Below are 12,855 nucleotides of genomic sequence, written 5' to 3'. Positions count from 1 at the left end.
GGCTCCGGTTCAGGATTGAGTGGTCACGAATTCCACGACGACGGCCGGCGCGAGCCGCACGAACAGTTGCCGTTCGCGGGACAGCGGAACGTCGGCGAGCTGATAGGCATAGCCGTGACTGTCGAGGCGCTGGAGCAGCGAGCGCCACTCGTCGGCGTCATCGATTCGCAATGCAACGTGGTCGATACGCGTCGCGCATGGACGCTGCGCCGGCGCATCCATGCCTCCCGCGATCAGATGCACCACCGGTCGCCCGCTGAGATAAAGCCAGTAACCGCCGACGCCGAACGGCGGCCGCGGTCCCACCTCCATGCCGGCGATGTCGACGAAGAAGCGCATCAACGCATCGCAATGCGGCGCGACGACCGTGACGTGATCCAGCTGCATGATCTGAACCTCTGTGACCACAGAAAGCCGCATTCTCCGGCTCGCGCATTCGTTTGAGAATTGGGCTAGTCTTTGAATCATTCTCAAACGGAATTTGAAGATGGCGATGGATCGGCTGGGCGACATGCGCCTGTTCGTGGAAACGGCAACAGTGGGCAGCCTCTCGGCAGCGGGCCGGAAACTCGGGCTGTCGCCGGCGGCGGCGAGCGCGCGGCTCATCAAGCTGGAGAAGGCGCTACAGGCGCGGCTGTTCGAGCGCACCACGCGCCAGTTGCGCCTGACCGATGAAGGGCGCGTCTATCTGCAACACTGCCGGATCGCGTTGCAGGCCATCGACGACGCCGAGGCCGCGTTGCAGGCGGGTCAAAACGTCGTGCGCGGCAAGGTGCGTATGTCGGCGACCTCGGATTTCGGGCGCAACCTGCTGCGCGGCTGGCTCGACGACTTCCGCGCACTGCATCCCGAAGTCAGCTTCGCGCTGACGCTGTCAGATTCGGTGTCGAATCTGCTGCACGAGGAGATCGACCTCGCCATCCGCTTCGACGCGCCGCCCGACAGCGGCCTCGCGGCCCGCGTGCTGGCGCCGAACCGCCGCGTGCTGTGCGCCGCGCCGGACTATCTGGCGCGGCGCGGCACGCCGCTCACGCCGGCCGGACTGGTCGGTCACGATTTCGTGGTGGTCGTCACGTCGAACGGGCCGCTCAGCGAACTCGACTTCACGCGCGGCGAGGAGCGCTACACGTTTTCGATGCCGGTCGCCGATTCCTGGGAAGCCAACGACGGCGCGCTGGTCCACGCGTGGGCGCTGGCGGGACATGGCATCGCGCATAAATCGATCTGGGATATCGCCGCCGACGTCCGCGCCGGCAGACTGCGCATGGTGCTGCCCGACTGGTGCACGCACGAGGCGCCCGTGCACGCGCTGTTTCACGCGAACCGCTACATGGCGCCGCGCGTGCGGGCCGTGCTGGATTTCCTGGTGGCGCGCTTCGACGACACCACGGCCGCGCTGCTCGGCGATCTCGCCTTTCCGCCGCGCCGGGCGGTTGAAGGTCAGGATGGGCCCGCGGCGCTATAATATCGCCCTCAAATGCGGTAAAAAGCGGGCAGATCGAAATAGAAACGCCACGCAAAACACAACATCCGCGAAACCCCCTTTCAACTCCTAACCAGCGCCCCCAGATCAACCACTGCGACCGGCGACGATTCATGACCAAGAAAGTTTATGTAAAGACCTTTGGCTGCCAGATGAACGAGTACGACTCCGACAAGATGGTCGACGTGCTCGGCGCAGCGGAAGGACTCGTCAAGACGGACACGCCCGAAGACGCGGACGTCATTCTGTTCAACACCTGCTCGGTGCGCGAAAAGGCCCAGGAGAAAGTCTTCTCCGATCTCGGCCGCGTCCGCGAGCTCAAGGAAGCCAATCCCAATCTGCTGATCGGCGTCGGCGGCTGTGTCGCGAGCCAGGAAGGCGCGTCGATCGTCGCGCGCGCGCCGTACGTCGATCTCGTGTTCGGCCCGCAGACGCTGCACCGCCTGCCCGCCATGATCGACCAGCGCCGCGCCACGGGCCGCGCCCAGGTCGACATCTCGTTCCCGGAAATCGAGAAGTTTGACCATTTGCCGCCCGCCCGCGTCGACGGTCCGAGCGCATTCGTGTCGATCATGGAAGGCTGCTCGAAATATTGCAGCTACTGCGTGGTGCCGTACACGCGCGGCGAGGAAGTGTCCCGCCCGCTCGACGACGTCCTCACCGAAATCGCCGGCCTGGCCGACCAGGGCGTGCGTGAAGTCACGCTGCTCGGCCAGAACGTGAACGCTTACCGCGGCGCGCTGACGCTCGGTTCGAGCGAAATCGCCGACTTCGCGACGCTGATCGAATACGTGGCCGACGTGCCCGGCATCGAACGCATCCGCTACACCACGTCGCATCCGAAGGAATTCACGCAGCGTCTCATCGACACCTACGCGAAGGTGCCCAAGCTCGTCTCGCACCTGCATCTGCCCGTGCAGCACGGCTCGGACCGCATCCTGATGGCAATGAAACGCGGCTACACCGTGCTCGAATACAAGTCGGTCATCCGCAAGCTGCGCGCGATCCGCCCGGACCTGTCGCTGTCCACCGACTTCATCGTCGGCTTCCCCGGCGAGACCGAGGACGATTTCGACAGGATGATGGCGCTCGTCGACGAGATGCGCTACGACACGAGCTTCTCGTTCATCTATAGCCCGCGTCCCGGCACGCCCGCCGCGAACCTGCACGACGACACGCCGCGCGAAGTCAAGCTCAAACGCCTGCAACATCTGCAGGCGACTATCGAGGAAAACGTGCAGCGCATCAGCGCGTCGATGGTCGGCAAGATCGAACGCATTCTCGTCGAACGCCCGGCGCGCAAGGATCCGAACGAGCTCGCGGGCCGCACCGAGAACAATCGCGTCGTCAACTTTCCCGCGCCGCTGGAATCGCATGCACGGCTGATCGGCCAGATGATCGACGTGAAGATCGTGCACGCGTACCCGCACTCGTTGCGCGGCGAACTGGTGATGGTGGCGGACGCGCCCGCGCTGGCTCACGGGATGGCTTAATAAAGGACACCTGGTTCACTTTGAAGAACGCTCCCACGCAGCATCTGGAATTCACCGCCCCGCGCGAGGACAACGCGCGGCTCGCCAACCTCTGCGGCCCGCTCGACGAAAACCTGCGGCAGATCGAGCAGGCGCTCGACGTCACGCTGTCCCGGCGCGGCCACAAGATTTCGATTCGCGGACGCGGCGCCAAGGTCGCGCTCGCGGCGCTCGAAAACTTCTATAACCGCGCGCGCGATCCGATTTCCGTCGACGACATCCAGCTCGCGCTGGTCGAGGCGCGGCACGCCACGCGCCGCGCCAAGGAAGCGCGCGCGGCCGGCGGCGAGGAAGGCGAAGCCGATCCGCGTTTCCGGGGCGACCCGGATCATCCGTTCGACGAACCCAGCGCAACGCTCGATCTCGGCGACGACGAAGACCACGGCCCGAAGCTCTATACGCGTCGCGCCGACCTGCGCGGCCGCACGCCCGCGCAGCGCGACTATCTGAAGCAGATCCTGTCGCACGACGTGACCTTCGGCATCGGTCCGGCGGGCACCGGCAAGACCTATCTCGCGGTGGCCTGCGCGGTCGACGCGCTCGAACGCGACCAGGTCAAGCGCATCGTGCTGACGCGTCCGGCCGTCGAAGCGGGCGAACGGCTCGGCTTCCTGCCGGGCGATCTCGCACAAAAGGTGGATCCGTATCTGCGCCCGCTGTACGACGCGCTCTACGACCTGCTCGGCTTCGACAAGACCGCGAAAATGTTCGAGCGCCAGATGATCGAGATCGCGCCGCTCGCGTACATGCGCGGCCGCACGCTGAATCACGCATTCATCATTCTCGACGAGGCGCAGAACACCACGCCCGAACAGATGAAGATGTTCCTGACGCGGATCGGCTTCGGCTCGAAGGCGGTCGTCACCGGCGACACCACCCAGGTCGACCTGCCGCGCGGCCACAAGAGCGGGCTGATCGAGGCGCAGCATGTGTTGTCGGAAGTGCGCGGCATCGCCATCACGCATTTCACCTCGGCGGACGTGGTGCGGCATCCGCTGGTCGCGCGCATCGTCGAGGCGTACGACGCGCAGTCGCAGAAGGACGCCGCGCTCGCCGAAGCAGCCCGTCAGGCACAACACGCCAACAAGCCCGAATGAGTCCGCGCCTCACCCTGTCGGTGCAGTTCCCCGCCGCCAAGACGTATCCGTCGCACAAGGCCGCGCTGCCGCGTGCGACGGTCGCGCGCTGGATCAAGGCAGCATTGTTCGCGGACGCCGAACTCACCGTGCGTTTCGTCGATGAAGATGAAGGACGCGTGCTCAATCGCACGTACCGGCAGAAGGACTACGCCACCAACGTGCTGACCTTCGCCTACGCGGAATCCGAAGACGATCCGGTGACGGGCGATCTGATCCTGTGCTGTCCGGTCGTCGAGCGCGAGGCGACCGAACAGGGCAAGCCGCTCGCCGCACACTACGCGCATCTGATCGTCCACGGCACGCTGCATGCGCAGGGCTACGATCACGAGGTCGAAAGCGAGGCGCAGGAGATGGAATCCATCGAGACGGATATCATGCAATCTCTGGGTTTTCCCGATCCTTACGTGCCGCTGACCTGAAGCCGGTCCGATGCCCTCTCACGCACCGTGAACGACAAGACACCCGATCCCGCGCAGTTCCCGCCTGCCATGCCCGCCATCGCCGCTGACTATCCGCCCATGCTCGGAGACTCGGCGCTCTGGACCGACGCGCAACTCGCCGCGTCGCGTGAAGCGGCGCTGACGAGTTGGGACGGACGCTCCGACCTGTGGCTGTTCGGCTATGGCTCGCTGATCTGGAACCCCGGCCTGCCGACGCTCGAAGCGGTGCGCGCCCGCGTGCACGGCTACCATCGCGGGCTGTATCTGTGGTCGCGCGTGAATCGTGGCACGCCGGAACAGCCCGGCCTCGTGCTCGCGCTCGACCGCGGCGGATCGTGCTCCGGCATGGCGTTCCGGCTCGCGGGCGCCGACGCCGCCGAGCACCTCGAAGTCCTGTGGCGCCGCGAAATGGCGATGGGCTCCTACCGGCCGGCGTGGCTGCCCTGCACGCTCGCCGACGGACGGCGCGTCGAAGCGCTCGCGTTCGTGATGCGGCGCGAAGCCAGTTCCTACACCGGCAAGCTTCCCGATCCCATCGTGCGCACCGTGCTCGGCTGCGCCAGCGGGCGCTACGGCACGACGCTCGACTACGTGAGCCGGACCGTCGAGGCCCTGCGGGAGAGCGGCATGCCGGATCGCGCGCTCGAAGCCTTGCTGAAACGCTGCCGGTCGCAACAGGGCGCCGGGTGACCTCCGCGCCCGTTACCGTATGAAGGCCGCTTACCTATGCCGTTCGGCCAGCGCCGGCCGGCGGACACACTCGTCGCATAATTTTCCGCTAGCATGGTTTCCATTGCGCGCGCCGCGCTGCCCGAGCGGCGTTTTACCTTGGTGTATGCTTAACTTTCCGCTAAATTGCGCCCGGGAACACCTGGGCGCTTCACTATGAACGAACCCTATCCCAGTCGACGCCATTCCGACAAACCGCCGGAAAAGCGCTCGCTGCTCGAACGCCTGACCGATTTCATCTCGCACGAACCCGAGTCGCGCGACGAACTTCTCGAAGTGCTGCAGGACGCGCACGAGCGCAACCTGCTCGACGCCGATTCGCTGTCGATGATCGAAGGCGTTTTCCAGGTCTCCGATCTCTGCGCGCGCGACATCATGATTCCGCGTGCGCAGATGGACGCCATCAACATCTCCGACACGCCCGCCGAATTCATTCCCTTCGTGCTCGACAAGGCGCACTCGCGCTATCCGGTCTACGAAGGCAATCGCGACAACGTCATCGGCGTGCTGCTCGCGAAAGATTTGCTGCGTTACTACGCCGAGGAAGAATTCGACGTGCGCGGCATGCTGCGCCCCGCCGTCTTCATCCCCGAATCGAAACGCCTGAACGTGCTGCTGCACGACTTCCGCGTGAACCGCAATCACATCGCGCTCGTCGTCGATGAATACGGCGGTGTCGCGGGCCTCATCACGATCGAGGACGTGCTGGAGCAGATCGTCGGTGACATCGAGGACGAATACGACTTCGACGAAGAAGCCGGCAACATCATCGCCACGCCCGACGGCCGCCATCGCGTGCGCGCGCTCACCGGCATCGAGCAGTTCAACGAGGCATTCGGCACCGATTTCTCCGATGAAGAAGTCGACACCATCGGCGGTCTGGTCACGCATCGTTTCGGACGCGTGCCGCATCGTGGCGAAAAGGTGCGCATCGACGACTTCGCCTTCGAGATCCTGCGCGGCGATGCCCGGCAGATTCACGTCCTGCTGGTGCGGCGCGTGCCGAATCTCACGCAGCCGCATCATCACGCGGGTGACGACGAAGACGAACTGCGCGACTGATCGCCGCGATCGCCGAGCGAGCGGCGGGGCATCGCAGTACGCCACGCCGCGCCCGCCCTCATCCGTGACCCCGCTTCCGTTTCATCTCGACCGTCATCAATGGCCGATTCATCGTCCCGCCTCTTCTCCCGCAAGCGCACCGCATCCGTGACCCCAGCAGCTGCCGAATCGCCCCGCGCCCTGCCCTTCTGGCACTACCTTGTCGCCGCCGTGCTCGGCGCAGCGAACACGCTCTCGTTCGCGCCGACTCCGCATGGCGGCTGGCTCGAACTCGTCATCTTTGCGCTGTTCTTCGCGTGGCTCACGCGCACCCGCGGCTGGCGCGGCGCCGCCATGACCGGCTGGGCCTTCGGCTTCGGCAACTTCGTCACGGGCGTGTGGTGGCTGTATGTCAGCATGCACGTCTATGGCGGCATGGCCGCGCCGCTCGCCGCAGCGGCCGTCGCGCTGTTCTCGCTGTATCTCGCCGTGTATCCGGCGCTGTCGAGCGTGGTCTGGTCGCTGGTCGCGGGCCGGGCCCGCTTCGGCGATGAAGACGCCGCCACCGCGCGCGACATCGACGCCTCGCCGCGCCACGCGCCGACCTGGCACGGCGCGTTTGCTTTCGCGAGCGCCTGGGCGCTGGGCGAATGGCTGCGCGGCCTCGTGTTCACCGGCTTTCCGTGGCTCGCGAGCGGCTATGCGCAGGTCGATGGTCCGTTGAAGGGTTTCGGCTCGGTGGTCGGTGTGTACGGCGTCGGATGGGTGCTCGCGCTGGTTGCCGCGCTGGTCGTGCAGGCGGTTCACCACTGGCGCCGCACGGGTCTCGCAGCGCGTGCGCTGATTCCGGCGGCCGTGGCCGTCGCGCTGCTGGCGGCGGGCATGCTGCTGTCGCTCGTGCAATGGACCACGCCCGCCAACGCGCCGCTCAACGTCCGCCTGTTGCAAGGCAACGTGAAGCAGGAAATGAAGTTCGAGCAGGCCGGCGTCGATGAATCGCTCGCGCTCTACCAGCGTCTCATCACCGAGAAGCCCGCCGATCTGATCGTCACGCCGGAGACCGCGCTGCCGGTGCTATCGGTGCAGATTCCGCAGGACTTCGCCGTCGCCATCCGCAACTTCGCCGACACCACCCACTCGTCGATCCTGTTCGGCGCGATCGGCGTCACGATCCTGCCCGACGGCCGCGCAACCGACTACACCAACAGCCTGTTCGGCGTCACGCCGCGCGTGAACGGCGTCTATCGCTACGACAAGCATCACCTCGTGCCCTTCGGCGAATTCGTGCCCTACGGCTTCCACTGGTTCGTGCGCCTGATGGGCATTCCGCTCGGCGATCTCGCGCGCGGCCCGATCGCGCAGAAGGCGTTCATCGTGCACAACCAACCGGTCGCCGTCGACATCTGCTACGAGGACATCTTCGGCGAGGAAATCGCGCGCACGATCCGCGAGCAGGAAACGCCCGCGGGCATTCTTGTCAACTCGACGAACCTTGCCTGGTTCGGCAACACCATCGCGCTCGACCAGCATTTGCAGATTGCCCGCATGCGCTCGATCGAAACCGGCCGGCCGATGCTGCGCGCCACCAACACCGGCATGACGGCGGCGATCGCGGCCAATGGCGATGTCGTCGCGAAGCTGCCGGTCTTCACCACCGGCGTGCTCGAAGCGACCGTGCAGGGCACCTCCGGCAGCACGCCCTACGTGACGAGCGGCAACATGACGGTGATCGCCATCTCGCTGATCCTGCTCGCGTTCGGCTTCGCGTTCGCGCCGAGCCGCAAGCGTCCGTAGCGCTTTCGCCCGAAGGCCGCCCCGCGCGGCCGGCACACTTGCTTCCCGGGGACACAGGCCGGCCAAAAACCGCACCCGTTCCCCGTTCGGATAAAATTCAATGTTTAGCGCTTCGGCCGGTTCACTGAATCGCGTCCTCACGACGATGGCCGCGCCCCGCACAAGGCAATCATGCTCACTTTCCAGCAAATCATTCTGACGCTGCAGTCCTACTGGAACGAGAAGGGTTGCGCGCTGCTCCAGCCGATCGACATGGAAGTCGGCGCGGGCACCTCGCACGTCCACACGTTCCTGCGCGCGATCGGTCCCGAACCGTGGCGCGCGGCCTATGTCCAGCCGTCGCGCCGCCCGAAGGACGGCCGCTACGGCGAGAACCCCAACCGCCTGCAGCACTACTACCAGTATCAGGTGGTGCTCAAGCCCGCGCCGGAAGACATCCTCGATCTTTACCTCGGCTCGCTCGAAGCGCTCGGCTTCGACCTGAAGCAGAACGACGTGCGCTTCGTCGAGGATGACTGGGAGAACCCGACCCTCGGCGCGTGGGGCCTCGGCTGGGAAGTATGGCTCAACGGCATGGAGGTGACGCAGTTCACCTATTTCCAGCAGGCGGGCGGCATCGACTGCAAGCCCGTGCTGGGCGAGATCACCTACGGTCTCGAACGTCTCGCCATGTACCTGCAGAAGGTCGAGAACGTGTACGACCTGGTCTGGACCGAGTGGGAAGAAGACGGCCCCAACGGCAAGGTGCTGCGCCGCCTGACCTACGGCGACGTGTATCACCAGAACGAAGTCGAACAGTCCACCTATAACTTCGAGCACGCGAACGTCGACCTGCTCTTCACCTTCTTCAAGAGCTATGAGGAAGAAGCGAAGAAGATGATCGAGGCGAAGCTCGCGCTGCCGGCCTATGAACTCGTGCTGAAGGCCGGGCACACCTTCAATCTGCTCGACGCGCGCAGCGCGATCTCCGTGACGGAACGCGCGGCGTACATCGGCCGGATTCGTGCGCTGTCGCGTCTCGTCGCGCAGGCTTATTACGAGTCGCGCGAGGCGCTCGGCTTCCCGATGCTCGGCAATCCGGTGAAGGTCGACCGCGACCTCGTCACCGACGAACAGGAAGCGCAGCGTCCCGCCTGGACGCCGCCGCTGAAGCCCGAAAGCACGCCGCCGGGCGAACGCAGCAACAACGAACAGGTTTGACGAGGCTCGACAGAACAATGACGCAATCCCATCACGCTTCCCTGCTCGTCGAACTGCTGACCGAGGAACTCCCGCCGAAGGCGCTCGCGCGTCTCGGCACCGCTTTCGCCGATGGCATCGTGGAGCGGCTCGCCGCGCGCGACCTGATCGACGGCGCGCCTGAATTCGAGAAATACGCAACGCCGCGTCGTCTCGCGGTGCTGATCCGCAACGTGCGCGACGTCGCGCCGGAAAGACAGGTGCGCGAGAAGGTGCTGCCGGTGACGGTGGCGCTCGACAAGGAAGGCAATCCCACGCCGCCGCTCGCGAAGAAGCTCGCGGCGCTCGGTTTCCCCCACTTCCCGCTCGCCGATCTCGAACGCGCGCAGGACGGCAAGGCCGAAGCCTTCTTCCTGCGTTATGCGGCACCGGGCGCGACCTTGAGCGAAGGCCTGCAGGCCGCGCTCGACGAAACCCTGGGCAAGCTGCCGATTCCGAAGCTCATGACCTACCAGCGCCCGGACGGCACCAGCGTGCAGTTCGTGCGTCCGGTGCAGCGCCTGATCGCGCTGCACGGCCGCGAGGTGGTGCCGGTCAGCGCGCTCGGCATCGATGCCGGCGACACGACCCTGGGGCATCGCTTCATGTCGGAAGGTCTGGTTGCGATCAGCCACGCCGACGACTACGCCGACACGCTGCGCACGAAGGGCCGCGTGGTCGCGAACTTCGACGACCGCCGCGAATCCATCCGCACGCAACTGCAGGCGTTCGCGGGCGAAGACCGGGTCGTGATGCCCGAAGCGCTGCTCGACGAAGTGAACGCGCTGGTCGAATGGCCGGTGGTCTACGAATGCCGCTTCGACGAGGAATTCCTTCAGGTGCCGCAGGAATGCCTGATCCTCACGATGCAGACGAACCAGAAGTACTTCGCCCTCACCGACCAGAACGGCCGCCTGCGCTCGCGCTTCCTGATCGTGTCGAACATCGATACGAAGACGCCGGGCGAGATCGTCGAAGGCAACCAGCGCGTCGTGCGCCCCCGTCTCGCCGACGCGAAGTTCTTCTTCACGCAGGACAAGAAGAAGCGTCTCGAAGACCGCGTGCCGCTGCTGGCGAACGTCGTTTATCACAACAAGCTCGGTTCCACATTGCAACGTGTCGAGCGCCTCGAGTCGCTGGCTGGCGAGATCGCGCCGATGGTCGGCGTCGATGCCGCGCTGACGCGCCGCGCCGCGCGGCTCGCGAAGGCCGACCTGCTGACCGACATGGTCGGCGAGTTCCCCGAACTGCAGGGCACGATGGGCACGTACTACGCGCGCCACGACGGCGAGCCGGAAGAAGTTGCGCTCGCGTGCTCCGAGCACTATCAGCCGCGCTTCTCCGGCGACGACACGCCGTCCACCGGCGTCGGCGCCGCGGTCGCGCTCGCGGACAAGCTGGAGACGATCGTCGGCATCTGGGGCATCGGCCTCGCGCCGACCGGCGAGAAGGATCCGTTCGCGTTGCGCCGTCACGCGCTGGGCGTGCTGCGTATCCTGCTGGAGAAGAAGCTGCCCGTCGACCTGCGCGAGCTCGTCGCCGCCGCACAGCGCCAGTTCGCCAACGTACCGCACGTCGCGGATTCGCAGGAAGCCGTGTATGCGTTCTTCCTCGACCGGCTGCGCGGCCTCTTGCGCGAACGCGGTTTCGAGGCCAACGACATCGAAGCAGTGCTGAGCCTGAACCCGACGCGTCTCGACGACATCGTCGCGCGCCTCGACGCCGTGCGCGAGTTCGCCACGCTGCCGGAAGCCGCGTCGCTCGCAGCGGCCAACAAGCGGATCTCGAACATCCTGAAGAAGTCGGAACAGGGCGCGCCTGCTTCGGTGAACCCGGCCTTGCTGGTCGAAGCGGCGGAAAAGAATCTCTACGCGCAGATCGAACAGGTGACGCCGCGCGTTCAGAGCACGCTGGCCGCGCGCAACTACACCGAAGCGCTGACGGCGCTCGCCGCGCTGCGCGAGGCAGTGGACACCTTCTTCAACGACGTCATGGTGAACGCGGAAGATCCGGCCTTGCGCAACAATCGCCTGGCGTTGCTCAACGCGTTGCATCAGCAGATGAACTGCGTCGCGGACATCTCCAAGCTCGCGGCCTGAAGAGGGCATAAAGGAAGCACCATGGGCGTGAACAAGAAACTGGTCGTGCTCGATCGCGACGGCGTCATCAACGTCGACTCGGACGCATACATCAAGTCGCCGGACGAATGGGTGGCCATTCCCGGCAGCCTCGAAGCCATTGCGCGGCTGAACCAGGCGGGCTACCGCGTGGCGATCGCGTCGAATCAGTCGGGCATCGGACGCGGCCTGTTCGACATGGCGGCGCTCAACGCGATGCATCAGAAGATGAACCGCGCGGCGGCGTCCGTGGGCGGCCGGATCGACGCCGTGTTCTTCTGCCCGCACACCGCCGAAGACCAGTGCGACTGCCGCAAGCCGAAGCCCGGCATGCTGCAGCAGATCATCGACCGGTTCGAGATCGACGCGGACGACACGCCCCTCGTCGGCGATTCGCTGCGTGATCTCCAGGCCGGCGAGACGCTCGGCTTTCGTCTCCATCTCGTGCTAACCGGCAAGGGCGAAAAAACGCTCAAGGAAGGCAATCTGCCGGAAGGCACCGTGGTTCACAAGGATCTGCGCGCCTTCGCGCTCGACCTGATTGCACAGCATCAGGACTGACCCGCCGTTCGTATCGCCGAGACTCCATGCGCTTCATCCGTTCGTTGTTGCTGTTGATCTATTTCATCGTGTACACGGTGCCGTACGCGACCGCCTGTTTCATCGCGTTTCCGTTCATGCGCGCCGACCGGCGCTACTGGATGGCGGCCGGATGGTGCAAGTCGACCATCGTCGTGCTCCGTTATCTGGTCGGCATCCGCTACCGGATCGAAGGCATGGAACATCTGCCGGACGGTCCGGCCGTGCTGCTCTCGAAACACCAGTCGGCCTGGGAGACGCTCGCGTTCCCCGCGCTGATGCCGCGTCCGCTCTGCTATGTCTTCAAGCGCGAGTTGCTCTTCGTGCCGTTCTTCGGCTGGGCGCTGGGACTGTTGAAGATGGTGCATATCGACCGCAAGCAGGGCCGCGATGCGTTCACGTCCGTGACGCGCCAGGGCCGCGCGCGCATGGACGAAGGCGCGTGGGTGATCATGTTTCCCGAAGGCACGCGCACGCCCACGGGCAGCCAGGGCAAGTACAAGACCGGCGGCGCGCGCTTCGCGGTTGCAACGGGCGCACCGGTCGTGCCGATCGCGCATAACGCCGGGCGCGTCTGGCCGCGCCATTCGTTCATCAAATATCCGGGTATAGTCACAGTGTCGATTGGCAAGCCGATCGACACTGCCGGTCTCACGCCCGAGGAAGTCAACGTGCGTGTCGAAAGCTGGATCGAAACTGAAATGCGCCGTATCGATCCGCACGCGTACACCGCGCCGACCGCACCGTCGGGTCGAACCGGCGCCGCGGGCGCGGGCCGCTGAG

The 12,855-nt window shown here is 65.6% G+C and carries 12 protein-coding genes; 11 read left to right on the top strand and 1 reads right to left on the bottom strand.

Features of this window, described 5'->3' with window-relative positions; genetic code table 11:
• Nucleotides 1-9: 9 nt before the first annotated feature.
• Entirely contained in the window at nucleotides 10-387 is a 378-nt protein-coding gene (locus QCE88_RS03615) for a VOC family protein (RefSeq protein WP_309899245.1), read from the bottom strand.
• Nucleotides 388-493: 106 nt separating this feature from the next.
• Between QCE88_RS03615 and QCE88_RS03610 the strand changes: the two genes are divergently transcribed.
• The 11 genes from QCE88_RS03610 to QCE88_RS03560 all read left to right on the top strand — a co-directional run bounded on the left by QCE88_RS03610 (nucleotide 494) and on the right by QCE88_RS03560 (nucleotide 12,854).
• Nucleotides 494-1,465, top strand: coding sequence for a LysR family transcriptional regulator (locus QCE88_RS03610; protein ID WP_309903373.1), 972 nt, complete (start codon nucleotides 494-496; stop codon nucleotides 1,463-1,465).
• A 131-nt stretch (nucleotides 1,466-1,596) separates the two neighbouring features.
• On the top strand, nucleotides 1,597-2,976 hold the full coding sequence (gene miaB / locus QCE88_RS03605; RefSeq protein WP_309899243.1) for a tRNA (N6-isopentenyl adenosine(37)-C2)-methylthiotransferase MiaB: 1,380 nt from the start codon (nucleotides 1,597-1,599) through the stop codon (nucleotides 2,974-2,976).
• A 20-nt stretch (nucleotides 2,977-2,996) separates the two neighbouring features.
• On the top strand, nucleotides 2,997-4,112 hold the full coding sequence (locus tag QCE88_RS03600; protein WP_309899240.1) for a PhoH family protein: 1,116 nt from the start codon (nucleotides 2,997-2,999) through the stop codon (nucleotides 4,110-4,112).
• A complete protein-coding gene (ybeY, locus tag QCE88_RS03595; protein WP_309899238.1) occupies nucleotides 4,109-4,573 on the top strand; it encodes an rRNA maturation RNase YbeY in 465 nt (154 codons plus the stop codon). Before QCE88_RS03600 ends, ybeY begins: the two co-directional genes overlap by 4 nt.
• Before the next feature lie 27 nt (nucleotides 4,574-4,600).
• Entirely contained in the window at nucleotides 4,601-5,284 is a 684-nt protein-coding gene (locus QCE88_RS03590) for a gamma-glutamylcyclotransferase (protein WP_409018032.1), read from the top strand.
• Nucleotides 5,285-5,479: 195 nt separating this feature from the next.
• On the top strand, nucleotides 5,480-6,385 hold the full coding sequence (locus QCE88_RS03585; RefSeq protein WP_309899236.1) for a transporter associated domain-containing protein: 906 nt from the start codon (nucleotides 5,480-5,482) through the stop codon (nucleotides 6,383-6,385).
• Between the two features lie 99 nt (nucleotides 6,386-6,484).
• On the top strand, nucleotides 6,485-8,158 hold the full coding sequence (gene lnt, locus QCE88_RS03580) for an apolipoprotein N-acyltransferase (RefSeq protein ID WP_309899234.1): 1,674 nt from the start codon (nucleotides 6,485-6,487) through the stop codon (nucleotides 8,156-8,158).
• Between the two features lie 171 nt (nucleotides 8,159-8,329).
• Nucleotides 8,330-9,358 carry a glycine--tRNA ligase subunit alpha gene (gene glyQ, locus QCE88_RS03575; protein ID WP_309899232.1) on the top strand — a complete coding sequence of 343 codons (1,029 nt, stop codon included), beginning with the start codon at nucleotides 8,330-8,332 and terminating at the stop codon, nucleotides 9,356-9,358.
• A 17-nt stretch (nucleotides 9,359-9,375) separates the two neighbouring features.
• The gene (glyS, locus tag QCE88_RS03570) at nucleotides 9,376-11,475 is read left to right on the top strand and encodes a glycine--tRNA ligase subunit beta (protein WP_309899230.1); all 2,100 of its coding nucleotides are present in this window, start codon (nucleotides 9,376-9,378) and stop codon (nucleotides 11,473-11,475) included.
• A 21-nt stretch (nucleotides 11,476-11,496) separates the two neighbouring features.
• Entirely contained in the window at nucleotides 11,497-12,054 is a 558-nt protein-coding gene (gene gmhB / locus QCE88_RS03565) for a D-glycero-beta-D-manno-heptose 1,7-bisphosphate 7-phosphatase (protein WP_309899229.1), read from the top strand.
• Between the two features lie 26 nt (nucleotides 12,055-12,080).
• A complete protein-coding gene (locus tag QCE88_RS03560) occupies nucleotides 12,081-12,854 on the top strand; it encodes a lysophospholipid acyltransferase family protein (protein ID WP_309899227.1) in 774 nt (257 codons plus the stop codon).
• The last annotated feature ends 1 nt before the right edge of the window (nucleotide 12,855 follow it).

It is taken from the genome of Caballeronia sp. LZ035 (genome assembly GCF_031451175.1).
Taxonomy (GTDB): domain Bacteria; phylum Pseudomonadota; class Gammaproteobacteria; order Burkholderiales; family Burkholderiaceae; genus Caballeronia.
Note: the sequence above shows the minus strand (reverse complement) of the source record. Positions and strands in the feature narration are given on the sequence as shown.